The organism is Nonlabens sp. (assembly GCF_039941875.1).
Taxonomy (GTDB): Bacteria; Bacteroidota; Bacteroidia; order Flavobacteriales; family Flavobacteriaceae; genus Nonlabens.
Map to the genome: position 1 here is coordinate 82,847 of NZ_JBDVDQ010000011.1, position 23,897 is coordinate 106,743.

22 protein-coding genes are annotated in these 23,897 nt (G+C 33.8%); 12 read left to right on the forward strand and 10 right to left on the reverse strand.

Translation table 11 applies throughout. The features are described 5' to 3' along the window. The first annotated feature begins 27 nt into the window (after positions 1-27). The 5 genes from ABJF08_RS06820 to ABJF08_RS06840 all read left to right on the forward strand — a co-directional run bounded on the left by ABJF08_RS06820 (position 28) and on the right by ABJF08_RS06840 (position 7,209). Positions 28-3,549, forward strand: a complete 3,522-nt coding sequence (locus ABJF08_RS06820) for a metallophosphatase (protein WP_348115336.1) — start codon at positions 28-30, stop codon at positions 3,547-3,549. A 31-nt stretch (positions 3,550-3,580) separates the two neighbouring features. Beyond that, positions 3,581-5,188, forward strand: coding sequence for a glutamate synthase-related protein (locus ABJF08_RS06825; protein ID WP_348115337.1), 1,608 nt, complete (start codon positions 3,581-3,583; stop codon positions 5,186-5,188). Between the two features lie 11 nt (positions 5,189-5,199). Beyond that, positions 5,200-5,943 (forward strand): hypothetical protein, encoded by a 744-nt coding sequence (locus ABJF08_RS06830; protein ID WP_348115338.1) that lies wholly within the window; start codon positions 5,200-5,202, stop codon positions 5,941-5,943. 24 nt (positions 5,944-5,967) lie between these two features. After that, complete coding sequence (locus tag ABJF08_RS06835; protein ID WP_348115339.1) at positions 5,968-6,594, forward strand: Pycsar system effector family protein; 627 nt, start codon at positions 5,968-5,970, stop codon at positions 6,592-6,594. Positions 6,595-7,038: 444 nt separating this feature from the next. Further along, on the forward strand, positions 7,039-7,209 hold the full coding sequence (locus tag ABJF08_RS06840) for a hypothetical protein (RefSeq protein WP_348115340.1): 171 nt from the start codon (positions 7,039-7,041) through the stop codon (positions 7,207-7,209). Positions 7,210-7,300: 91 nt separating this feature from the next. Here ABJF08_RS06840 and ABJF08_RS06845 read toward each other — a convergent pair whose 3' ends face one another. Genes ABJF08_RS06845 through ABJF08_RS06855 form a run of 3 tightly spaced genes read right to left on the reverse strand, consistent with a single transcriptional unit; the run spans position 7,301 to position 9,810 of the window. Beyond that, complete coding sequence (locus tag ABJF08_RS06845) at positions 7,301-7,966, reverse strand: DUF5932 domain-containing protein (RefSeq protein WP_348115341.1); 666 nt, start codon at positions 7,964-7,966, stop codon at positions 7,301-7,303. A 3-nt stretch (positions 7,967-7,969) separates the two neighbouring features. Further along, the gene (locus ABJF08_RS06850; protein ID WP_348115342.1) at positions 7,970-9,598 is read right to left on the reverse strand and encodes a hypothetical protein; all 1,629 of its coding nucleotides are present in this window, start codon (positions 9,596-9,598) and stop codon (positions 7,970-7,972) included. A gap of 35 nt (positions 9,599-9,633) precedes the next feature. Then, positions 9,634-9,810: a hypothetical protein gene (locus tag ABJF08_RS06855; protein ID WP_348115343.1), complete on the reverse strand. Its 177-nt coding sequence runs from the start codon at positions 9,808-9,810 to the stop codon at positions 9,634-9,636. 352 nt (positions 9,811-10,162) lie between these two features. On the opposite strand from ABJF08_RS06855, the gene ABJF08_RS06860 reads away from it, so the two are divergent. Beyond that, entirely contained in the window at positions 10,163-10,906 is a 744-nt protein-coding gene (locus tag ABJF08_RS06860; RefSeq protein ID WP_348115344.1) for a hypothetical protein, read from the forward strand. Positions 10,907-10,969: 63 nt separating this feature from the next. Here ABJF08_RS06860 and ABJF08_RS06865 read toward each other — a convergent pair whose 3' ends face one another. From ABJF08_RS06865 to ABJF08_RS06890, 6 genes are all read right to left on the reverse strand, one after another. After that, positions 10,970-11,332, reverse strand: a complete 363-nt coding sequence (locus ABJF08_RS06865) for a DUF6567 family protein (protein ID WP_348115345.1) — start codon at positions 11,330-11,332, stop codon at positions 10,970-10,972. A 207-nt stretch (positions 11,333-11,539) separates the two neighbouring features. Continuing rightward, positions 11,540-12,787, reverse strand: a complete 1,248-nt coding sequence (locus tag ABJF08_RS06870; RefSeq protein WP_348115346.1) for a sodium:proton antiporter — start codon at positions 12,785-12,787, stop codon at positions 11,540-11,542. Between the two features lie 7 nt (positions 12,788-12,794). Then, positions 12,795-13,454, reverse strand: coding sequence for an ion channel (locus ABJF08_RS06875; RefSeq protein WP_348115348.1), 660 nt, complete (start codon positions 13,452-13,454; stop codon positions 12,795-12,797). A gap of 7 nt (positions 13,455-13,461) precedes the next feature. Beyond that, a complete protein-coding gene (locus ABJF08_RS06880; protein ID WP_348115350.1) occupies positions 13,462-14,466 on the reverse strand; it encodes a trypsin-like peptidase domain-containing protein in 1,005 nt (334 codons plus the stop codon). Positions 14,467-14,596: 130 nt separating this feature from the next. Then, positions 14,597-16,540, reverse strand: coding sequence for a thiamine pyrophosphate-binding protein (locus tag ABJF08_RS06885; protein WP_348115351.1), 1,944 nt, complete (start codon positions 16,538-16,540; stop codon positions 14,597-14,599). 12 nt (positions 16,541-16,552) lie between these two features. Next, on the reverse strand, positions 16,553-16,924 hold the full coding sequence (locus tag ABJF08_RS06890) for a hypothetical protein (RefSeq protein WP_348115352.1): 372 nt from the start codon (positions 16,922-16,924) through the stop codon (positions 16,553-16,555). 557 nt (positions 16,925-17,481) lie between these two features. On the opposite strand from ABJF08_RS06890, the gene ABJF08_RS06895 reads away from it, so the two are divergent. Continuing rightward, on the forward strand, positions 17,482-18,069 hold the full coding sequence (locus tag ABJF08_RS06895) for a DUF6642 family protein (protein WP_348115353.1): 588 nt from the start codon (positions 17,482-17,484) through the stop codon (positions 18,067-18,069). A gap of 154 nt (positions 18,070-18,223) precedes the next feature. On the opposite strand, the gene ABJF08_RS06900 is transcribed toward ABJF08_RS06895, so the two are convergent. After that, positions 18,224-19,060, reverse strand: coding sequence for an endonuclease/exonuclease/phosphatase family protein (locus ABJF08_RS06900; protein WP_348115354.1), 837 nt, complete (start codon positions 19,058-19,060; stop codon positions 18,224-18,226). A 220-nt stretch (positions 19,061-19,280) separates the two neighbouring features. Here ABJF08_RS06900 and ABJF08_RS06905 point away from each other — a divergent pair, with 220 nt between their 5' ends. The 5 genes from ABJF08_RS06905 (at position 19,281) to ABJF08_RS06925 (ending at position 23,726) form a co-directional block, all read left to right on the forward strand. Beyond that, positions 19,281-19,646, forward strand: coding sequence for a hypothetical protein (locus tag ABJF08_RS06905; protein ID WP_348115355.1), 366 nt, complete (start codon positions 19,281-19,283; stop codon positions 19,644-19,646). A gap of 144 nt (positions 19,647-19,790) precedes the next feature. After that, positions 19,791-20,216, forward strand: coding sequence for a hypothetical protein (locus tag ABJF08_RS06910; protein WP_348115356.1), 426 nt, complete (start codon positions 19,791-19,793; stop codon positions 20,214-20,216). 76 nt (positions 20,217-20,292) lie between these two features. After that, complete coding sequence (locus ABJF08_RS06915) at positions 20,293-21,864, forward strand: type I restriction-modification system subunit M (protein ID WP_348115358.1); 1,572 nt, start codon at positions 20,293-20,295, stop codon at positions 21,862-21,864. A gap of 100 nt (positions 21,865-21,964) precedes the next feature. Further along, positions 21,965-23,131 (forward strand): restriction endonuclease subunit S, encoded by a 1,167-nt coding sequence (locus ABJF08_RS06920; RefSeq protein ID WP_348115359.1) that lies wholly within the window; start codon positions 21,965-21,967, stop codon positions 23,129-23,131. Positions 23,132-23,162: 31 nt separating this feature from the next. Next, positions 23,163-23,726: a hypothetical protein gene (locus ABJF08_RS06925; protein ID WP_348115360.1), complete on the forward strand. Its 564-nt coding sequence runs from the start codon at positions 23,163-23,165 to the stop codon at positions 23,724-23,726. Positions 23,727-23,897: the final 171 nt, after the last annotated feature.

The following is a 23,897-nucleotide window of genomic DNA, read 5'->3' on the forward strand; positions in this document are numbered from 1 at the left end:
ACTTTAAACGTGATAATCTTAAATAGTATGAATCCCCTTAATTCAATTAAAAATACAATATTTGGTTTAGCTGTATTAGCAAGCTTTTCGGCTCTGGGACAAAAAGTAGAGACATCTGTTTTTGTAACTGCAAATACTAGCTCGGCAAGCGATCTTACCGTTATTAAACAAATTAATAAAGAAGCCAGTACATTAAAGAAATCAAAAATGTTACTGCTAGGTAATGCGGTGCATGAAAAAGGCTATTCAAAGGATGAAACCCCTTTTGTAGATGCTCAATTAAATGAAGTATCAAAGTTTCATGGAGATGTTTACTTTGCTCCTGGAAATAATGAATGGGCAACTTATGGACATAAAGGTGTTAGAGACTTAGAAAAGCATATTCAAAAGAATAGTGATGCAAAGTTTTATCCCAATGATGGTTGTCCGATCAAAGATAAAGACCTTACTGATGATGTGGTCTTAATTACTATCGATTCACAATGGTTTTTAGAAGACTGGAATGATCATATTTATTTAAATGAAGATTGTGATATAAAAAACAAGACTCAGTTTTTCTTAGAGTTTGAAAGTATCATCAAAAAAGCGCAAGGAAAAACAATCATGGTAGCATCTCATCATCCTATTTTTTCAAATACTAAAGACGGTTTTTTAGCTAGAGTAGGAGGTACTTCATTAAATGATTTTCAAAATAAACAAAATAGAAAGTTTAGAAATCGAATCATAACTCTAGCTAGACAGACTGATAATATCTTTTTTGTGTCTGGTCACGATGCAAATTTACAGTACATAAATAAATTCGGTGTTCCACAAATTATAAGTGGAGCTGCTGGTAAAACAACAAAGGCATCTCCTGTAAGTGAAGATGATTATTCATCTAGTGAAAATGGGTATGTACGTATAGATTTATTAAAAGGTGGTGCTGTAAATGTATCTTTTCAAGGTGTTGAATCACCTCGTACTATAGAGGTTATACGACCAGTTAAAGATGAATTGTTTACAGACTTTAAAGATGAAAGTAGTTTTGATAAAACATATACATCCACCGTTTATTCTGAAGAAGAAACAGACAAAAGCAAGTTTTATAAAGCCGTTTGGGGTGATCACTATAGAGAGTTTTATAGTAAACCAGTAGATGCTAAAGTGGCATTTATAGATACTTTATATGGAGGCTTGACACCAGTTCGACGTGGTGGTGGACATCAATCTAAATCTTTAAGACTAGAAACTAAAGATGGTAAGCAATATGTAATGCGTGCTTTACGTAAAAGTGCTATTAAATTCTTACAGTCTACAGCATTTAAAGATAAATATGTAGAAGAAGATTTAGAAGACAGTTATGCAGACGGCTTCTTACATGATTTCTATACAACCGCACATCCTTATACACCTACGACTATTGGTACACTGGCAGATGCTGTTGATGTTTTTCATACAAATCCTGAATTGTATTACATTCCTAAACAAGAAAAATTAGGCGTTTATAACGACGAGTATGGTGATGAATTATACCTTATTGAAGAGCGCGTAGAATCTCATCATGTAGATCTAGCTAGTTTTGGTAAGCCAGATAAAATATTAAGTACTGCAGACGTTTTACAAGAAATCCAAAAGACAGGAAAAGAAGTAGTAGACGAGCCTTCTTACATCAGGGCACGTTTATTTGATATGCTTATAGGTGACTGGGATAGACATGAGGATCAATGGCGTTGGGCTTTGTACAAAAATGACGATGGTACAGAATTATGTAAACCTATACCTAGAGACCGAGATCAAGCTTTTTCTGTTTTTGACGGGAGTATGTTAAGTTTTTTACGTTTTGCGATTCCTAGTATACGTATGATGCAATCATTTGATGAAGAATTGCCTAGTCCTAAGTGGTTTAGTTTTGAACCTTACCCATTAGATATGACATTTATTAATCAGTCTAACTGGCAAGATTGGGAGAGAGAAGCGCTAGCATTACAAAATGGGATGACAGACGAGATTATAGAAGAAGCCTTTAAAAACTTGCCAGAAGAGATTAAAGGACAAACTATTGAAGATATTAAAAGAAAATTAAAAGGTAGACGTGGTAATATAGTTAAGATAGCACAAGAGTATTACAGTTATGTAAATAGACATCAGGTAGTTACCGGAACTAATAAGGCCGATGTTTTTGAGATTGTACGACTGCCTAATGGAGAGACCACGTTAAGTGTTCAAAGAAAAGATTTAGGAGTGTTTAATAGAACTTTTAATAAAGAAGAAACTAAGGAGATCTGGTTATACGGTTTAGATGGTAAAGACACTTTTAATGTTACTGGTGAAGGAAAAGATTTGATCAAAATTAAAATCATGGGTGGGAAGAAAAATGACACTTATAACTTTGACAATACTAAGAAGGTTAAAATTTATGACTACGCAGGTAAAAACAATACCATTGTAAATAAAAAATCAAAAAAATGGTTAGTTGATGATTATGAAATCAATAACTACGATTATAAAAAAAGAAAGTACAGCATCAATCAAATAATACCAGTTATAGGAGTAAATGCAGATGATGGACTTCAAATAGGTTTTGTAGATAATTTTACTACCTATGGTTTACAACGCAATCCATTTACTACTAAGCACAGTTTAAGTGCTTCTTACTACACAGGTAATTCTGGATATGATATAGGTTATAAAGGAGAGTTTTCTAATATTTTTCATAATTGGAATTTTGGGGTAGAAGGAAAATATACCAGTCCTAATTTTGCACAGAACTTCTTTGGTTTTGGAAACGAGTCTACATATGATAAAGATGCTGTAGAGATAGATTTTAACCGTGTGAGTATAAGAGAGTGGAGTGCTGCTATTTCTTTAATATGGAAAGGTAGAGACGGCGGTTCTTTCTACTTTAAACCATTAATAGAAACTTTTGAAGTAGAAAATGTGGCAGATAGATTTATAAATACCTTACCAGCAAACGCTTCTCTTTTTGAAGAGCAAACTTATGTAGGTGCAGAGGTGAATTATTCTTATAAAAATAAGGACGACGCGGCTTATCCTACTATGGGACTAGATGTAGGTCTTACAGCAGGTTACAAAGCAAACGTAGATGGTGGCGCAGGATCTGATAATAAATTCGGTTATTTAAAACCACACCTTGCAATAGACCACAGACTTAACAGAAGTGCAACGTTAGTATTAGCTTCAAAAATAGGAGGTGATGCTATTTTAGGAGATAACTTTGAACTGTATCATGCTGCACAAATAGGTGGAGGCGCTAGTCTTAGAGGATTTAGAAAAGAAAGATTTATAGGTAAATATGCCGCTTATCATAATACAGATGTAAGGTTAGAACTTGGTAAATTTAAAACAAGTGTATTACCATTCAAATATGGTATTACAGGTGGGTTTGATTATGGACGTGTTTGGGAAGAAAACGATACTTCAGATAAATGGCACAACAGTGTAGGAGGATCTTTTTGGATAAGTGGATTGGACACATTTACAGCAAACTTAGGATATTACGGTAGTTCAGACGGTGGGCAAATCTCTTTTGTCTTAGGGTTTGCATTTTAAAATTAATCATTAATCGATACAATAGATACTTATGAAAAAAGCAAAAGTTATAGCGCAAATAAGTCAGTTAATAAATAAACAACCTGTTCATGCACTAGTTAATGGACTGGATCTAGTAATAGTCATGTTTGATGATGATATCTCTGTATTATATGGTAGATGTTTACACAGAGGCGCTTTAATGTCCGACGGTCATGTAGACGGTCATAACCTTATTTGTGGTGTACATGGTTGGGATTATAGAGTTGATTCTGGCGTGTCAGAGTATAATAATAAGGAAGTTTTACATAAATTTTCTACTAAAATAGAAGGTGATGATTTAATGGTAGATGAGTTTGAAATAGACGCTTATCTAGTTAATAATCCACAACCATTTAATAGAGATAGTTATCTAGGTGCCTATGCAGACACGCACCCAGAAGAAACAGAACCTTATACTGGTTATATAAAAGAATTAGCTCAAAACGGATTGAAAAACATAGGTCATCATGGTTTTTCTGCATCCATGGGTGTGGATAGAAACACACTGCCGCAATGGAACGACATTCAATTTTTACCAGCACAATTAGCTACCAGACCTTTGTTAGATGAGGATGAGGTTGCAACTGAAGTAGTAATAGGCCCTAATGCAAAAAAGCCGCTAGTACTTGATATTCCTCTATTTGTAAGTGATATGAGTTTTGGAGCCTTGTCGCGTGAGGCAAAAATAGCTTTGTCTAAGGGAGCACAACTAGCCGGTACAGGAATATGCTCTGGAGAAGGAGGTATGTTACCAGAAGAACAGGCTAGTAATTCAAAATATTTCTATGAATTGGCTTCGGCTCAATTCGGTTTTTCTTGGGATAAATTAGATAATGTACAGGCGTTCCATTTTAAAGGAGGGCAAGGTGCAAAAACAGGAACAGGTGGACATTTACCTGGTAGTAAGGTAAGTAAGGAAATTGCTGAGGTAAGAGGACTTAAAGAAGGAGAGACGGCTATATCTCCTGCGACTTTTCCTGCGTTTCATGGGGTAGATGATTTTAAAGCTTTCGCGAAAGCGGTAAGAGAACGCACCGGTGGAATCCCAATAGGATTTAAGATCGCAGCCAGCCATATAGAAAAGGACATTCAGTTTGCGCTAGATGTAGGCGTAGATTACATTATACTCGATGGTCGTGGAGGTGGAACAGGATCTGCTCCTACGATATTAAGGGATCATATCAACGTACCTACTATTCCAGCACTTGCTAGAGCACGTAAATATCTGGATAAAGTGGGCGCTACAGATGTAACTTTAGTTATTACTGGAGGATTAAGAGTTGCCGAAGATTTTTCTAAAGCACTAATGTTAGGAGCAGATGCTATAGCGGTATCTAACTCTGCACTACAAGCCATAGGTTGTTTAGGAATGCGTGCTTGTGGTAGTAATAACTGTCCAGTAGGTATAGCAACTCAAAAAGAATCATTGCGTGGTCGTTTAATTATAGACAGCTCTGCAAAGCAATTACACAACTATTTTGACGCAACAAATAACCTTATTAAAGTAGTAGCGAGAGCGTGTGGATATGATGATATAACAAAGTTTAATCAAGAGGACCTATCAACATTTGATAGAGATATGCACTTATTAACAGGTATTAATTACGCTGGAATTTAAAAAATAAAATAATGAAAAAGCAAATGCATCTAGCTGCTCAATATCTAGCAGCTGCAGGAATAAGTTTCTTAGAAAAAAAAGCAGATGATAGTCATACTAATCTGGGTTTTGATAAAGAAAGAGGTAGTTTAGAAACACATCTTTTATCTGACCATGGAGACCAATTGTTTTTAAACTACCTGGACTTTTCACTAGAATGGAAATCACAATCGGGCTCTATAGTTTATAACCTGGATGGGTCTACACATGAAGATGTTTTAAAATGGATTACAGAGACTGCTCAAAAGGCATTAAATAAAACGTATTCTTATAATCTACATTATGACTTACCTTATCAAATAGATAGCTCATTCACATTTAAGTTAGAAGATCCTAAAGAATTAGTAGATTTAAAAAACTTAAGAACGGAAATTCAATTAAGCCTAGAGCGAATAAATGCAGACTTCAATTTGAATACGAGTATAAGAGTGTGGCCGCATCATTTTGATTCTGGTATTTATACACAGTTTCCAGATAGTGATATATCCATAGGTTTTGGTCTAGCTATACCTGATTCAGTGAGTCCAGTTCATTATTTCTATATTAGTGGTTATAACAATAACGGACAGATGGAAACTGCAAATTATGCAGATTTATCTAGAGGTAAATGGAGTAAAGAAGGATTTAAGGGAGCTATTTTACCTGCGGCAGGTGAGACTGCTAGTCAGGCAACTACATTTTTCAAAGAAGCTATTCAGGTATTTTTAGCATCTTAATACATAAGTAGATAACAACATCTCATGAGTGATAAACAGATAAGAAAAGAAGAAGAGAAATATTTAATGACCGAATTAAATGTGGATAAGGAGAAGTTAAAAGCACTCAAGAAAAAACTTGCTAAATTAGAACCTAGATCAGAGCGTGGTGTAGAGACTTTATTTAGGCTACTTTCTAAAAATCAGTACACATTAAACTCGATGATAGATAAAAAATCTAATATCTTGATTTCTATTAATGCGTTGATTTTATCATTGATTCTAGGTACGGTAATGGGACAGCTTAAAAATGATCCACACCTTATTTATCCAGTGGTTATGATGTTATTTACTAATCTGGCTTCTATAACTTTCGCAATTTTTGCAACGCGTCCAGAATTAGTTCATGGAAATGAAAAATCTAGAAATTTGATGTTCTATGGGAATTTTCAGAATATGGAAGAAGATGATTATGTAAATGAAATCACCTCGTTAATGAATGAAGGTGATGAGTTATATAAAACCATTGCGAAAGATACTTTTCATTTAGGTAAAACCATGAATCATAAATTCAAATTATTAAGACATTCTTTTCATGTTTTCTTAATTGGTATTATTCTTTCTGTTATTGCCTTTGTAGCATGTCATGTTTTATTTGGTGGGTTGGTATAAAATCAAAATCTCGATTATAATTAAAAAGCACATACTTAAAAGTATGTGCTTTAGTTTCCCCTTAATATAAATTAACCTTCTGATTAATCTAACGGTACAAACATAAAGGAGCGATTTGATAAATTTTTACGGTATCCCTCATTTAGCCATTTAAATTCTTATTTTTTTAAAAGTACATTAAGAGATCTCTTTAAAAGCGACCTAAATAATAATGTTTAAAACAGAGTTCTAGATTACGTAGGATTTTGAATCAGTGCAGGCTAGAAGAGAATCTTTTCATTAACGATCTCGTTCTTCTGTTTATAATCCCATATTTCCAGCGACTTAACGAAAAACGGTAATCTTATACCTACAGGATTAATGTTTTAAAGACTAGGGTTTTAATTTGCACTCTGCAAAGTTCTATAATTATAGAATTTATTAGAGGTGCAAGTTTACTTTTATATGGATACGTATTTAATTTTAATTATTTCTTTATTATTTGCTATTGCTATAGCAACATATATAGGTGTAGAAAAAATTAAGAAGAAACGATCTTCTGGTAGTAAGTCCTATCAGAAAAAATTCTATTATCAAGTTTATTTTAAACACTTTGTCAGTAATATTCCTGATTAAAAATAATACAACTCTACCTCAAAAACCAAAAGTAGTTTTATTGATTAAGCTTGGTTTTAATTAATTCTAAGCAATCTAAGAAAATGACAATTTATATTAATCCTAGATCTTTTACGATACCTATTAAATGTATAGCATTGTTAGCTCTAAATTGGATTAATAATTTACTTTGTCTTTTTTCTATAGAACTTAGACTATTAGGTGCAATACCATTCTCTTTAAAATAGTTGCTTATAGTATCTTTAGAATGACCTAGTGATAGTTGCGTAAGAAGCTGAATATCATATTCCACTATTTCTAAATCATTTCTAGAGTGTAATGCTTGCTTAACCTGGTCTGATAAGAAAAGCTTATTGTTATAAACATTATCGATAGCTTTGGATAAATCTAGCAATCCATTTCTACCCTTACATACGTAGGCATTTATCTCCACATTATTAATTAAGTGACGTACCTTCTGTAAACGATCTTCGACAGAATAAGTAATCATTTTAAGAGTAGGGTATTCTTTTCTTAACTGCTCTGTAATAGCCTCTCCCGAGCCGTATTTTTGAGCGCGATGGTCTGTTTTAAAATTAAGATCTGTTATAAATAAATCATAAGGATCATTATTCTTGATAGCACTTTTTATTTCTAGATAAGCATCGTCACAGTATTGTACTTGTTTTACATCGTTAATACCTGCCTGATTTAAAACTGTCAGGACACCTTTATTGATACTACCAAAGTCATCTGAAATTAATACTTTCTTAAACATATTCTAAATAGTTATGATTGCTTTAAACCCTTTTTCTTTTTCAGATTCAAAAGTAATAGATCCATTTATGGAATGAATACGGTTTACCGTATTCTGCAACCCATTTCCTTTAATTAATTCAGTTCCTACACCATTATCTTTATAATTAATCACGATCGATTTTCCAGAATGACTAAAATTTATTACAATTATAGAGGCCTGACTATGTTTATTTGTATTAGTCAGTAATTCTTGTAACACCCTGTAAACAGTAGATTTTTGTAAATCACTTAAGTGTTCCCATTTCATTTGCTGTATTCCCATGGAAATCACATTAATTCTTTCAGTTTTATAACTTAATAAAAGATCACTTATTAAGTCTTTAAAATTCATATGGAGATCTATAGAACTATTTTCTCTAGAAATATCTCTGGTGCGTTTATAAATATCTTCTAAATTGTCTAGTAAGGTTTTATTGGCGTCAGGAGAACCTTGTAGTTGTGTCATTACATGGTAGACATCATTTGCAACTTCATCATGTATTTTTCTCGAGATACGAGTTTCTGTATTGTATATTTCTTGGAGCTTCTCTTTTCGATGTTTATATTTTAAGATAAAGTAGATAGAAACAGCTCCTAGCGCTATAAATAATAAGAGATAGATTAATCGTTCGTTTACTAATATACTTTCTTGAAGATCTTTTTCTTTCTTATCATATTGATACATATAATAATTAAAATTGTTGAGTTGTGTCTTGTTAATAGTAAGCAGGCTATCACTTAATCGTAAATATTCTTTTGCATTATTAGAATCGCCTATTTGTATTTTTAAGCGTAAAGCACTTTCTAGCTGCCTAGCTACACCATTCTTATGTGCCATATGTAAAAAAAGGTCAGAATACTTGGTCATATTCGTAGTATCTTTTTTACTCAAATAGAATTTAGTTAAGTGCGAGTAACTAGAACCTAATGCATTACTGCTTTTTCCTTTAAGCCGTAGTTTTAAGGCTTCTATTAAACCTTCTTCGGCACCTGGAATCTTTAATTTGGACTTTACATAACTTAGATTACTTAATGATCTTGCGATTTTACTAGAATCATTAACCTCTATTGCTATCTTATAAGCCTTTTCATAAAACTCTTTTGCGTTATCGAGTTGCTGCAGAGATTCATACGTACGTCCTTTATTATTTAAAAGAGTAGAGATATTTTTAGGAAGTGTAGCCGTTTTTAACGCCTCGTTGTAAAAAGATAAAGCGGTTAAATAATCCTTTTTTTCTCTATAGAGAATTCCTAACTCATTAATTGTTTTTAAATAGCAATTATCAGTCCAGGCAGTCTTATTTTCTACTAGTTCTAATAACCTTAGAGTTTCTATATTAAATTGTTCACTTTCATATAGATGACCTAGTTTTTTATGAATTTCGGCTAGGTTTTGATTAGCATATATCTCATGAATTAATGATTTTGTTTTAACAGATGTTTCTTTCTCTTTTGAGAAGTACTTAAAAGCTCTAGCAAGATCATTACTCTGTCTAGGATTCTTAATTAATCGCACATAGTATTGTGTAGAATCAGTGCTTTGCGCATATAAAGAGTTTGTTATGAGATAGGTAAAAAGTAAAAAGAGGAATGAAGTAACGGTTAGTTTCATTCCTCTAATGTAATAACAAATTTTACAACTAGCGATTAATCTTCATAATCATCTGCTGGTGGCGGTGGCGGTGGTGGAGGCAACTCTATAGTTCCTTCGTCATCGCAACAGGCTTGTACCTCTGTAGTTTCTTCTATAATTTTATCTGGAGTACAAGAAAATAAAGCCAGATTGAGGGATACCGTAAGGACTATTACTAATAATTTTTTCATATTTGGAGTGTTTAAAATTGGGCATAGGTGTGGCCGTCCGAGATTTTCTCAGATCATGATTCTATAGCAACACTTGCCTTGTTTTGAAGAGCTTACTCTTCTTAGGGAAGTAGGAACTGGCACGAGTAAAAGAGATAATTACTTCCCCAAATGGTCATCTCAATTACCTGGCAACTCCATGATAGAATTGATTATCGCAAGCCCTATTGCGAGTAAGGCGGTCATTAATTCTGGGACAAATAAAAGTTTATTGTTTCGCTCTCGTAGGAAGAGTAGGGGAAACTGTTTGGAAATATTCAGGAAATCTTTTTCCAATAATTTTCCTTTGTTTAAAAATCTGTTAATCACTAGTATGAATAAAATTTTAATAATGCACGCTTTCGCGAAAGCGGAACAAGAAATCAAAAATAAAGGGATAATTAAGCCTTCTCTTACTGAAAAAGCAACAGAAATATCCAACTATCTAGAAGGGGAAACGAATTTTATTATAGGGGAACGCAGCCTGAGAGATTATAGAAGTGCAGCGCAAAAATTAGAGAATGACGATGGAGATATAAGAATCAAACAAGTGGATGTTATTTCCGGTTTGTGTTCTTATTTAGGATATGAAAATTACCAAGATTTTGTAAAAAGAAATGAGAAACCAAAAGTAGACAGAACTATTTTAACAGAAACTCCTATAGTAAAACCGACAGTAGAATCTTTGCCTAAAAAGTCTATTTTGAGAAACTATAGATTTTACGTTTTGATAGGTATAATGTGTATTCTTTTATTCTGGCTATATAATTATACGACCAGACAGCGATGGATGGTCTGGACCGATGATCATTATATAGAAGTAGATTTTGATGCTAAGAAATATGACATAAAACAATTAAAATTATATAAAGAAGACCGCATTGTGTCATTCAAGAAAATTAAAGTAACCTGCCTCACAGACTTCTTTCATCCAGATGGTAGTGTTCTAGTCTGGTATGGAAAGAATAGAGAAAAACAGTTAGAATACTTTACAGATTTAGGGTTGCACCCAGAAACAGGTAAAACCCTTAAACCTATTTCAGGCTACATGATTAATAAACATATTTGTGTAGAGTAAAAAAAGAAAATAAAAAAGCACCTATAAATTAGGTGCTTTTAGAGTTGGATTGGTCAGTTTATATTATTCAGTAAACTCGATTACTTGCCCAGAAACTATAACCTTGTATTTAGTAAATAGGAAAATCCCAGATGTTTTTACTTCCACAACCTCGTTGATTATTGTACGAGAGGTACCTTGAAGATTTGCAGTAGATAACATATCTGCTTTTGCTTCGGCAACAAGTCCGTTTCTTCCTAAACCTCCAAAACCTAGAAAATAAGAAGCCTCTGCTTCTCCTTTAACTATTTCAATCACTTTAAAATTATTCTGTGTAAGAACAACTTCGGTTGAGTTTTGAATGTAATTTTTAGGTACGCCGGTATGTGTTGCGCAACTGGTTAAAAATAATGTGGCAATAAGAAAAGTGAATAAAATTCTTTTCATGAAAATAAAATTTAGAAATAACCTACTCCTGGTTTAAGTCGTTTTTCGGTATGTTCCGACTGCGCGACAATCATACTTTTACTCTAAATTTTTTAATTACGGTATCCCTTATTCTTAGGAAATTATTTATAGATTCTAAATATATTGATGTAAATAATTAGTTTTCATAGGAGAATAATATAGGACATAACGATAAATAGTTTCCTTCTATTCCTTCTTATATAATTTTTTAGCAACGGTACCTATGCTTAATCCTTGTATAATAATTGAAAAGATCACAATTATGTAGGTAATATGTAGAATTAAATTGCCAGATAATTCATTATCTAAGCTCAATGCTAGTGCTATGGAGATTCCACCTCGCAATCCACCCCATGTTAAAATCGCGATGGTTTTAATAGGTTTATCTTCTTCATGTTTAAGTAAAGAATAAGGCAAGAACACAGAAACAAATCTCGCTAACAATACAATTATAATGGTTATTACGCCTAGGTAAACATAGTTACTAGTAAAATCTAATAAGTGAATAGCAAGACCTATTAACACAAATAAAATACCGTTAAAAACGTCATCTAAAATTTCCCAAAAGGAATTGATGGCTTTTTGTACTTCACTTTTATTTTCACTTACATGGATTTTATTACCTATTAATAATCCTGCGACTACCATAGCTAGTGGAGCAGAGGTATGCATTAAAAAGGCTCCTGCAGTTCCACCCATTACTACAGCAAGACTCATCATTACCGCTAGTTGTGGATTATCGTTTAATGACTGCATACATTTTAAGCCTAGAAAACCTATTATTAAACCATAAACTATACCGCCTACAGCTTCTTCTAAAAACAGAATGCCTATTTCAGTTCCTATTTCGGTACTATTATACTCTCCAGTAACAGATGCGATGATAAGTATACCAGAAAAAACTACCACACCTATACCATCATTAAAAAGCGATTCTCCTTCTATTTTAATTCCTAGACTTTCGGCAATATTGGCTTTCTTTAAAATCGCCATAACAGCGATAGGGTCGGTAGGTGATATTAAAGCCCCAAAAAGAAGTGCATGTATGAAAGGTAAATCTAACTCAAAGATTTGTGCTGCAAAATAAGTTAAAGAACCTACGATAACGGTAGATATAAGAACACCTAGAGTTGCAAATAAGATGATCGATTTCTTTTCTTTGGCCAGTGAAGCAAGGTTAACATGCAATGCTCCTGCAAATAATAAGAAACTCAATATACCATCTAATAAAAGTGTTTTAAAATCTGCATTAACGATAATGTCACAAAAGAACTTATAAAACTCAGGAAAGATAGATTTACTTAAAGTGATAGGTATAATGAGTAGCAAGCTTAAAATCATTAAACCTATGGTAGTAGGTAATTTTAACCACTTATAATTGATGTAGCTAAAAAATGCTGCAATAGTAAATACGATACTGAATGACTCGAACATTTTATTTTTATTTAGTATTAATATATTTCCCTACAAAAACGGCTATCACTATCGCAAGGTAAAATTGGCCTATGATATTCATTACAAGAGTAAGTGATTGAGCCGGAGCACTCACTGGGGTTATGTCACCATAACCTACTGTTGTTATACTGATGAAACTAAAATAGTAAAAACTAAAACCAGAATATCCCTTAATTAATTCAAATGAATTAGAATCTATTAAATGTATAGATTCAAAGAAAATACCTCCTATAATTCCTAGGTAAAGAAAACCGAGTAATGGACCTAAGATAAATTGCAGATTCACCTTTTTTATTTTTAAAAGCTGTCGCACTAGGATGACACCAAAACAAGAGAAAAGTAGGAGAGAAGTCCCTAACCTATAAATTAATATAGGCTCAGAATTCTGGTTAGATAGTTCTAACCAGATAGCTAGTAAAGTTAATATACCTATCACATAGGTGATTAATTTAGCACTTTTTTTTGAGGCTAGTAATGAGCTGCTTAGTATGACTATCGTATAATTAATTACTATAACATAACCAGGTGTGAGGCTACTTATGGCCACATGGATAGGAGTCAATAAAAAGTTGAATGCAGCAACTAGAGCAATCAAATACTTATATCTAGTAATAGTTTTCCAGTTAATTATAGATAGTAATTTCATAAAACTATTAAAAGTTAGCTTCTAGTGTTATAACCTTACCTTTTCTCAAAACTTTTATTAGTACTTTATCACCTTCATTAAGATTTTCTATTTGCTTTTTTATGGATCCTAGATCGTGAGGGCTATTGCAACTTAAACCTTGAATACTCAAAATTATATCGCCACCGATCCATAATTTTTGACCTAAAATTTCAGCTTGTATTACACCTGGTTTTAACCCTATTTTATCGGCAAATGAATTAGGAAGAACACGTTGTATCAACACACCAGATTTCTGTGGTGTATTAAATATTCCAGCTAGTCCTTCATTTAAAAATAATCCGTCAAAACCTGTCCAAAAGCTATTTACATCAAAAAGTACTTTTTTGATCGTATTTGTATCTACGGCAAATCCTAGACCTTCAAAACCACCGCTATTAGTGAGAATAAAGCTTACCACACCTATAACTTCTCCTTTTACGTTAAACATAGGCCCGCCAGAGTTGCCTTGATTTATAGAGGCATCTGTCTGTATAAAACCAGCCATTTCTCCATTTGCTATCATGTTTTTATCGACTTTTCTACTTATGTGACCTACAGATAAAGAATGCTCAAGTCCACGAGGTGCGCCTATAATAAGTATTTGTTCTCCTACTTTTGATGTATTAGAATCTCCTATTGCAGCAGGTTGTAAACCAGACGGAATCGTTCTTAGTTTAAGTAAAGCTACATCTGCAGCCTTAGAACTGGATATCACATCTGCAGAGAAGGCTATTCCATTTTGAAGTTTAACCGAGATCTCGTTTGCAGACTCCACCACGTGTGCAGCCGTAAGAATTAAACCTTCTTTACTGATTATAACACCAGATCCTAAACCACCAGAACTAGTTACTTGCTGGTTTTGTACTTTATATTCAACGACCTCTATAGTTACCACAGATTCATCTAGTTGCCCAAAAAGGCTTGAGAAATCTTGGGCTTGAAGAGCGCTATTAAAACATAGCAGGAATATAAAGCCGATACTTAATTTCATCTTTTTAATCATAATTATTTTATTCTTTCCTTAATTAATCCAGCAACTTTTAAAAATTAAGTAGCTGTCATAACTTTTAAAATTTATTTAAAATGGCAACAACTCTCGTTGTTGCCATTTTATCAAATATTTAAATCAAATTCACATCTGTGATGATTTCTAGTAATGCGGGACCATCATGATCACGTAGTTTTTCCATTGCTGGAACTAGATCTTCTAGCTTTTCTACGCGTATTCCTAAAGCACCACAGTTCTCTGCATACTTTGCAAAACTTGGGTTAGAGAGCGATGTTTGCCATACATCTACTTCGGCAGCACGTTGTTCTTTAGATATTTTTCCTAGTTCAGAATTATTAAGCACGACATGTTTAATATTCATGTTATACTTTACTAATGTATTGATTTCAGCTAGATATTGTCCTAGACCAGCGTCACCAGACACAGACCATATAGGTCTTTTATCTCCTTGTGCAGCCCATGCTCCCATAGCTGCTGGTAAAGCAAAACCTATAGAACCTAAATATCCAGACATCAATACCGCTTGATTTGTAGGTTCAAAATACCTTCCAAAAGAGTAGGTGTTGTTCCCTACATCTACCGCTATAACAGCGTTATCTGGAGTAACTTTATTCATGGCGTTAAATACAGAAATAGAACTCAATCCATTACCACAATCTTTCAAACGACTGTCTTTTTCTTCTCTCCACAGTTTCCATCGTTCTTTAATTTCTTCGGTCTGATCTATGGCTGCAGTTTTATCTTTAGTTTGAGTAGTGATAATTTTAAGCGTTTCAGAAATCTCTCCCCATAATGCCACATCTACCTTATGATGTTTACTTAATGCCATAGGGTCATAATCTACCTGAATAATAGGTTTTTTAGGTGTTATTCCAGTATGGTTAGAGAACGATGCACCTAACACAAGCATTAGATCACATTCATTCATAAACCAAGATGCAATAGGAGTACCGCTCCTTCCTAGCACGCCACAACCTAATGGGTGACTGTCTGCTATTAATCCTTTTGCTTTAAATGTGGTTATGACTGGACAGTTTAACGCTTTCGCGAAAGCGATAATAGCATCCATCTCAAAACGTGCCCCATGACCTACTATGATTACAGGTCTTTTTGCCGTCTTAAGTAAGTTAACCGCTTTTTCTACCATTTCCTTGGGAGGCGATATATTAAAAGGGGTAATTCTGTTTTCTGGTGTTTGCGCTACGGCATTTTCTGGCTTTTCAGTGAAGGCTACTTCATCAGGAAAAGTTAAGTGTACCACATCTCTTTTGATCAACGCAGTTTTTACAGCTTGAGACATTAACTCACTATGATTAGAGTTTAAATGAACGGCATGATTAAATTGTGTAACGCTGTCAAAGGCCTTAACGAGATCCACTTCTTGAAAAGCTCCAGTACCGACTACTTGTGTATTTACTTGTCCAGAAAGGGCTAGCATAGGTGCTCGGTCTACTTTGGCATCCCACATTCCTGTAAACATGTTTGTAGCGCCAGGACCAGCGATCCCAAAACATGCAGCAGGTTTTCCAGTTAATTTTGCATAACCAGATGCTGCAAACGCTGCGGCGCCTTCATGTCTTATCCCAAAAAACTGTAGTTTTCCTTTCTCTTCTTGTCTTCGCATAGCATCGGCCACAGCAAGATTACTGTGTCCTACCATTCCAAATACGGTATCAATACCCCAATTTACCATGGTTTCTATCATTACATCAGATATCGTGTCTTTGTGAGATTCTTCTTCTGGTATGGCAACATAAATGGCGTCATCTTCTTCTTTTACTTCAAAAGTGGTAATGCTATCATCATGACCACCTGGTGACTGACCATTACAAGGATCAAAATCCCAACCGTGCCATGGACATCGCAACATACCGTTTTCTATAGATCCTTCTCCTAGAGGACCACCTTGATGTGGACAGGCGTTATCTAGCGCAGAGAATTTACCGTCATAATGGGTTAAACAAATACCTTGATGACCAGCAGTTACCGTTTGTACACGTCCTTCTGGTAGTTTATTTCTATTATCTAAAACTTTATACCACTTTTTGTTATCCATAATTAAGTTGATTTAATTAGATCTATTTTTAAATTGATTTTGATGAATATTCACAGACCTAGTTGAATATATAATCAATGATATTAGCCCAAACGTCGCTACAGCAATAGCACAAACTCCGGAATAGGTTGCTATTTTATAGCTTTGATTTATCCCAGCAATTACTCCTGAAATAAGTAATAAGAACACTGCTATATAAAAATAAATCATTGCTCTATTCAATAATTTTAACTGTCTTAGTTTGCGACTTATTAAATTATCGTCTTTACAATTAGTGATCAGTGTATCGATCTCATTACTGAGCGCAACCATTAAATTAGATGTCGATAGAATCAAAAGACCTATTCCAGGTATGATAGTTATGGGTAGATACCAATGCTCCATTATATTAAGTATTTCAAATTATACAGTAAATTAAATGTGTAATAGGCTGATCTTATATAAAACTTTGCAATACTCATTGATACTTCAACTACGTTATATAAGTAGATTCTATAAAAATTTATAGTAGTCATAATAAGGTTGGTTGCATTTAATGAAGGTAAAATTTAATCAAAATTTATCACATTAAGATCACCCTTAGAGGTAATGGATATCTAAATACCAATTCAATATTAGATAAAACCTTTTAAATCGATCTAGCTTTATTTTAGGCTATTTACTTCATGCGACACATTAATACCATTGTTTTTAAATTTTAAAACAAATGATACATAAATCGGTTTTTAAACGAGTGAGTTAAAAAAGTAAGGTAAAAACCGATGTTTCTACTTTAATAAATCACAATTAATATTTATGAATTAGTAAAAGATGAATTAAAGTATGAACTAGAGGAGCATCCATGTGATTTTGTATTCTAAAAATAAAAAGCAATAATTTGCAAGGCTATCGTGTTATAGTCGATTTAATTTGGCAATACATTAAAGAACTACAAAGAGTCTATGAACGAATTAGAAGTACCCATAACCGATATTGAAAACTTTATTTACTGTCTAGAGGTCGTGCCAGATGCTACGTCTGCCGAGACGACAGAAGTTCTTACCATTCTAGAGGATATGACCTTAAATCAAAATATCAATAGTATTTATAAGGCTTGTGATACCATAGAAGATCTAGAAGAAAGTATCAATCATTTGCTTTATGACGATCATAATTTCAAGGACTACGAGATTATTTATCTGGTCTTGCCAGGAGAAGCTAACAACATATTAATTAACGGTTATTATTACAGCATAGAAGAAATAGCAGAGCTTTTTGAAGGTAAAATGGATGGAAAGCTGATTCATATAGCCAATAAAAAAGTACTCGATTTAACTGATGATGAATCTCAGTATTTTCTAGACGTTACAGGTGCTCGCGCCATTTCTGGTTATGGAGTACCTTCTCCCCATATGACTAGTGCCTTTACCATTGATCGTGTGTTCTTCAGTCTGTTCTATGAAAATGACGATTTAAAACAAGTCGTAGAACGTCTGTTCTATAAACATCATCAACTTAGTAAACTGCTGGATTTTAGATTGTATTACTAGATTTTATAGCTAAGCGCTGTTATCGTAGTAAACACAGTGAGCAATGTTTTAATTAGGATAGGGATTTATCATTATTTCACGATGAGACAATAGTTTCTATTTTTAAATAAGTTATAAGACCCAATAGAAATTATAATTTACCACGTAAGAAGTGTTAATTCATAACGAACTTAAACCTCATATAAACCGGTAAATGATCAGATAGCATTCTCATGGATTCTAGTTGATCACACTCTTGCACAAAGTCTATCGTATCGCAATCTATCAGTTCATTTTTTGTAGCGTTATAGATAATGTTATCTATCGCATGATTCAAATAATTACCGTCTTTACATAGTCGTTTTAAGGTCGTTTTATCACCATTTAAACATGCTTTATAAGAATCGTTCTTTAATTTATCAAATACACTGTGATCTATCGTTAAATTAAAATCACCAGCCAGAATTATATTCTCGTCCTTATGATTTTTCATATAATCGCTTATACAACTCATCTCTATTTCAGGTTGCTCGCTGTGTTTTCTGGAGTGATAATTAAGTAAAGTAAAAGAACCTTTCGATCCCTTCTTGGACTCAAATTTTACTTGATACGGTTCTCTATAAACACATTCTTCCAGGTCAGTAATCAGTCTTGCCTTTTCTATAATTTTTAATCGACTCGTTTTCCATAAAAAGGCATACTTCTCCGTTTTGTATTTAGGACTTTTAGTAGGGGCACTTATAGAGTAATCCCACTTACTACCTGTCCTATTAAGATAATCTGCCAGTCGAGCCACCGCTTGCGAGCCACCATATCCAGCGACCACCTCTTGCAGGGCAATCACATCATACTCCTTTAAAATGTTACCTATCTGTTCTATTTCTTCAGCCGACTTTGTTTTACCAAAATCTCTAATATTCCAAGAGACCAGAGCCATCTCTTCTTGTGCACTAACTAAGCTAGGCATGCTCAAAAAGAAAAATAGTATAACAAACAGATGCTTTAAATTCATTGTATAAAAGGTGTTAAGTAGGTTGTTGATCTCGCTTTCGCGAAAGCGGAATTAAATAAAACAAATCGATCTCAAATAGTAAAACCACTAAAATAAGAACCCCACAAAGGTATTTATAACAAATCAACTCCACATTACGGTATACCGTAAAGGAATGGTAAGTGATAGGTTTAGGTTTGTTTTTTATAAAATTTTAAATTGTTTTAAATAATAACCCACCATGAAAACCCTTTTCACTACCATTACATTATTGTTTTTAACAAGCATGGTTTTTTCTCAAACCTGTCAGGAACAAATAGATTATCTAGATGAGAATTATTATGGTTCTACCTATAGCAGTCCATTGAGTACTGCTGTTTCTAAGGTTACTTTTTATGAAGCTACTATAGATTACAGCACCGTATATTTTGCCGTAGTTTGTTTTAAAGGTAAATACTCCTATGGCTGTAATGAATATTTATATCGAGTAGGGGCTAATACAAAGTATAACTACTCTATGAATTATTTAAACATTGCAGGAAAAGCGTTCTGGAAATATATAGAACCCTATGGTGATAACTCTCCTTGCGCACCAGATTTAAATTGATATGCTGTAGGTTTTTATTTCTTTGAAAAAGAATTTGTGTTATAAATTCTTATCTTCACAAACCCCTAAAACATACTTTTTTCTACATTATTGGATAAGTGCGTTTTAGGTTTTTTTGATTATCAACCTTATTTAAATTTTAGAATGAAAAGTTTTTTATTATCCATCTGCTTTGTGATTTTGTCTTTAACTGCTGTTGCTCAAAAAGATTATCAAAAAGATTTAGCAAAGCCTATGATAGAAATAGTCGGAGGTTATTATGTGATTGAAGATTATATCATTTTTAAATCAGATGGTGGCTCCATGCAAATGCAAATAAATACACAAATGTCACCAGATTCTATAGTACACCGTGATCATTTAATTGTGCTCCACACTAAGTTCATGACTGCATTAAATAAGAAACTCAAGACTGACGGAGAAGTAGAAGAAATAGATAGTCTTAGTGGTGATGCCGATTTAGAAATTATAATATTTGTAATTGATGGCGGTTTGCAAATAGCACATACTTCACTAGGTGAAACCAAAAGAGAATTCTTAAGCTGGAAACAGGTTTATGAAGAAATGTAAGAGGTTATTTATATAGAAACTTATCTTTATCTCGCTTTCGCGAAAGCGGAATTACAACACACAAATAGTACCCTAAATGTCAGAAGAAGAAAAACAACAAATACTCAAACAAACGCTCTGGAACATCGCAAACGACCTGCGTGGTAATATGGATGCAGATGATTTTAGAGATTATATATTAGGTTTTATTTTTTATAAATACCTGAGTCGCAAGATGGAACTGTATGCAAATGTGATCTTGCAACCTGACGGTCTGGATTATGGAACCGTAGAGCAACATCCACAGGCACAAGAGTTGCTAGAGGCGATACGTTATGAAGCACTCGATAAACTAGGTTATTTCTTAAAACCTAGTGAGCTGTTTAGTGAACTGGCAAAGCGTGGTAACTCTGGTAATAAAAACAACTTTATTCTAGGCGACCTGGCAAATGTACTCACGAGCATAGAGCAAAGCACGATGGGTAGCGAGAGCGAGGACGATTTTGGCAACCTGTTTGAAGATCTAGACCTGACCAGTAGTAAACTAGGTAAGACCGAAGATGCAAAAAACGAATTGATCGTTAAAGTACTCACGCATCTAGAAGGCATCGACTTTGACCTAGAGAACAGCGATAGCGATATACTAGGCGATGCTTATGAATACCTGATAGGCCAATTTGCCAGTGGTGCAGGAAAAAAAGCAGGCGAGTTTTATACACCACAGCAGGTTTCTAAAATACTGGCACAATTAGTAACCACTAATAAAACCAAGCTCAAAAGCGTTTATGACCCAACCTGTGGTTCTGGTTCTTTGCTGTTGCGTGTGGCAAAAGAAGTAAAAGAAGTAGGCGAGTTCTATGGTCAGGAAAGCAACCCAACGACTTATAACTTGTGTAGAATGAACATGATCATGCACGATGTGCATTACAAGCGTTTTGACATTTATAATGAAGACACGCTGGTTAACCCTAGTCCTAACCATCTCGATAAACGTTTTGAAGCCATAGTTGCAAATCCACCATTCTCAGCAAACTGGAGTTCGAGCCCACTTTTTATGAGTGACGATCGTTTTTCTGACTACGGTAAACTAGCGCCTAAGTCTAAGGCAGATTTTGCCTTTGTACAACACATGATCCATCAACTGGATGATAATGGAACAATGGCAACTGTTTTACCGCATGGTGTATTATTCCGTGGTGCGGCCGAAGGTCATATCAGGAAATTTCTCATAGAAGAAAAAAACTACCTCGATGCCGTGATAGGTCTACCAGCAAACATATTTTACGGTACCAGTATCCCAACCTGTATTCTAGTCTTAAAGAAACAACGTGAGCACGCTGGCAACATTTTATTCATAGATGCCAGCGCACATTTTGAAAAAGTAAAAACTCAAAATGTATTACAAGATGCGCATATTAATGAGATTATTGAGACTTATAGAACTAGAGTTACAAAAGATAAATACAGCTATATCGCTACACTCGATGAGGTTAAAGAAAACGATTATAATCTCAACATACCACGCTATGTAGACACCTTTGAAGAAGAAGAACCGGTAGATATTACCGCTGTCGCGAAAAGTATTAAACAACTAGACCAAGACATGCAACAGACTGATGAAGTCATAGCCGGCTTTTGTAACGAACTAGGAATAGAAACACCGTTTTAATGGCAACACAAGAAAATCATACCTACGTCATTGCGAGCAGTCTTTCACACCGTCATTGTGAGACACGAAGCAATCTCATCCAGCTACAAACCGTCATTAAATGAACAACAGCACACAACAACCACGCATACCACAACTACGCTTTCCAGCCTTTGATGGTGAATGGGAAGAAAAAAGGTTAGAATCCGTTTTTTCTGAATTTAAGAGTGGTAATAATATTACTTCAGACGATATAAGTGAACATGGAAAATATCCTGTTTATGGAGGAAACGGTTTGCGAGGTTACACTTCTGATTTCACCCATGATGGTTTTTATTTATTGATAGGCAGACAAGGAGCGTTATGCGGTAATGTGAATCGTTCAAATGGTAAAAGTTATATTTCGGAGCATGCAATTGCAGGAAAGGCTAATAAAACGTCTGATACAGAATGGCTAGCTCAACGATTAGATTATTTTAAATTAAATCGCTTGTCAGAATCATCTGCTCAACCAGGTCTTTCTGTTGGAAAGCTATTGAGATACAAGTTGAAGTTCCCATCCCTACAAGAACAACAAAAAATAGCCACATTCCTCACGGCAGTAGATGATAAAATAACCAAGCTCACCAGTAAAAAAGAACAACTCACACAGTATAAAAAAGGCGTGATGCAGCAGCTTTTTTCTCAAGAGTTGCGGTTTCAAGATGAGAATGGAAATGATTTTGCAGATTGGGAAGCGAAAAGGTTGGGTAAACTAACTTATAAAGTCGGTAAAAAAAATAAAGAAAATATCAAACACCCTATTTATTCAATAAATAATCAAGAAGGTTTCTTGCCTCAATCTGAGCAATTTGATGGATTAAATAGCAACGATAGAGGCTACGATATTAGTTTGTATAAAATTGTTGAGTCAGAGACTTTTGCTTATAACCCAGCAAGAATTAATGTTGGTTCAATAGGTTATAGTAATGATTTAAAAAAAGTCATTGTGAGTTCACTTTATGTATGTTTTAAAACTAATCACGAACTAGATGATCAATTTCTTTTATCATATTTAGAAACTTATAATTTTCAAAAAGATATACTGAGATTCCAAGAAGGTGGAGTTAGACAATATTTGTTTTACGAAAACTTTTCTATGATTAAAGTACCTATCCCATCCCTAAAAGAACAACAAAAAATAGCGTCTTATTTAAGTGCGCTAGATGATAAAATAGAAGCGGTACAAGTACAAATAGAAAAAACACAAGAGTTTAAAAAAGGGCTGTTGCAGCAGTTGTTTGTGTAGTATGGAGACATTTAAATATAATTACCTACCTATGGCGCATAATTTTTTTAATCTAGTGCGCAATTCAATTGGTGAGATGACTTATCAAGGTAATAAAAATTCTATAACAGTTGACTATGATGAAAGCCTTAATGAAGAAGAACAGGATAGGGCATTTGATGAACAAATAAAATGGAATGATAATCGAATTGGTATACCGATATTGTTTAATTATTATCATGGTTTAGAGTTGTTCATGAAAGGGCTTTTGCAAGAGAGAGGAATCAGCTTTGGTACAAATCACAATTTAGAGGAGCTTTATCAATGGCTAAAAACAAATGAGGAGATGTATACACCTAAGCTACTATCGGCAATAAAAAATCAGGTCTACAATTCTGATAACTCTATTCCATTTTTCGAGGTTAATCAGCTCAAACCTAAAGATTTTTATATAGCCTTTAAATATCCTGTTTCGTCTAATGGTAAGACTTTTAAATATCATATGATACGCGGTAAGGAACAAGAAAGTTTACAAGTTTATCAAAAAATACAAGTTGGAATTGATGAGTTGATTCGGTTATTAGTAGAATGGAATCTTAAAAGAAATGAGAATTAAAGAAATTTTTTAAAAAAAAAAGAATTGTTGCAGCAGTTGTTTGTGTAGTCATTGCGAGCGTTATGGATACCTATTTTTGTTGCTAGCCACATTTAAATACCTAAAATTCCATTTACTAACCTGTTTTTCCTTTATTATAAACCTATTTTTCCAAAAAAATAAATATTTTAA

Bases quoted from the DNA above. Each gene is read 5' to 3' on its own strand.
- ABJF08_RS06820 (WP_348115336.1), top strand. From the start codon at position 28: ATGAATCCCCTTAATTCAATTAAAAATACAATATTTGGTTTAGCTGTA.
- ABJF08_RS06825 (WP_348115337.1), top strand. From the start codon at position 3,581: ATGAAAAAAGCAAAAGTTATAGCGCAAATAAGTCAGTTAATAAATAAA.
- ABJF08_RS06830 (WP_348115338.1), top strand. From the start codon at position 5,200: ATGAAAAAGCAAATGCATCTAGCTGCTCAATATCTAGCAGCTGCAGGA.
- ABJF08_RS06835 (WP_348115339.1), top strand. From the start codon at position 5,968: ATGAGTGATAAACAGATAAGAAAAGAAGAAGAGAAATATTTAATGACC.
- ABJF08_RS06840 (WP_348115340.1), top strand. From the start codon at position 7,039: ATGGATACGTATTTAATTTTAATTATTTCTTTATTATTTGCTATTGCT.
- ABJF08_RS06845 (WP_348115341.1), bottom strand. From the start codon at position 7,966: ATGTTTAAGAAAGTATTAATTTCAGATGACTTTGGTAGTATCAATAAA.
- ABJF08_RS06850 (WP_348115342.1), bottom strand. From the start codon at position 9,598: ATGAAACTAACCGTTACTTCATTCCTCTTTTTACTTTTTACCTATCTC.
- ABJF08_RS06855 (WP_348115343.1), bottom strand. From the start codon at position 9,810: ATGAAAAAATTATTAGTAATAGTCCTTACGGTATCCCTCAATCTGGCT.
- ABJF08_RS06860 (WP_348115344.1), top strand. From the start codon at position 10,163: ATGAATAAAATTTTAATAATGCACGCTTTCGCGAAAGCGGAACAAGAA.
- ABJF08_RS06865 (WP_348115345.1), bottom strand. From the start codon at position 11,332: ATGAAAAGAATTTTATTCACTTTTCTTATTGCCACATTATTTTTAACC.
- ABJF08_RS06870 (WP_348115346.1), bottom strand. From the start codon at position 12,787: ATGTTCGAGTCATTCAGTATCGTATTTACTATTGCAGCATTTTTTAGC.
- ABJF08_RS06875 (WP_348115348.1), bottom strand. From the start codon at position 13,454: ATGAAATTACTATCTATAATTAACTGGAAAACTATTACTAGATATAAG.
- ABJF08_RS06880 (WP_348115350.1), bottom strand. From the start codon at position 14,466: ATGAAATTAAGTATCGGCTTTATATTCCTGCTATGTTTTAATAGCGCT.
- ABJF08_RS06885 (WP_348115351.1), bottom strand. From the start codon at position 16,540: ATGGATAACAAAAAGTGGTATAAAGTTTTAGATAATAGAAATAAACTA.
- ABJF08_RS06890 (WP_348115352.1), bottom strand. From the start codon at position 16,924: ATGGAGCATTGGTATCTACCCATAACTATCATACCTGGAATAGGTCTT.
- ABJF08_RS06895 (WP_348115353.1), top strand. From the start codon at position 17,482: ATGAACGAATTAGAAGTACCCATAACCGATATTGAAAACTTTATTTAC.
- ABJF08_RS06900 (WP_348115354.1), bottom strand. From the start codon at position 19,060: ATGAATTTAAAGCATCTGTTTGTTATACTATTTTTCTTTTTGAGCATG.
- ABJF08_RS06905 (WP_348115355.1), top strand. From the start codon at position 19,281: ATGAAAACCCTTTTCACTACCATTACATTATTGTTTTTAACAAGCATG.
- ABJF08_RS06910 (WP_348115356.1), top strand. From the start codon at position 19,791: ATGAAAAGTTTTTTATTATCCATCTGCTTTGTGATTTTGTCTTTAACT.
- ABJF08_RS06915 (WP_348115358.1), top strand. From the start codon at position 20,293: ATGTCAGAAGAAGAAAAACAACAAATACTCAAACAAACGCTCTGGAAC.
- ABJF08_RS06920 (WP_348115359.1), top strand. From the start codon at position 21,965: ATGAACAACAGCACACAACAACCACGCATACCACAACTACGCTTTCCA.
- ABJF08_RS06925 (WP_348115360.1), top strand. From the start codon at position 23,163: ATGGCGCATAATTTTTTTAATCTAGTGCGCAATTCAATTGGTGAGATG.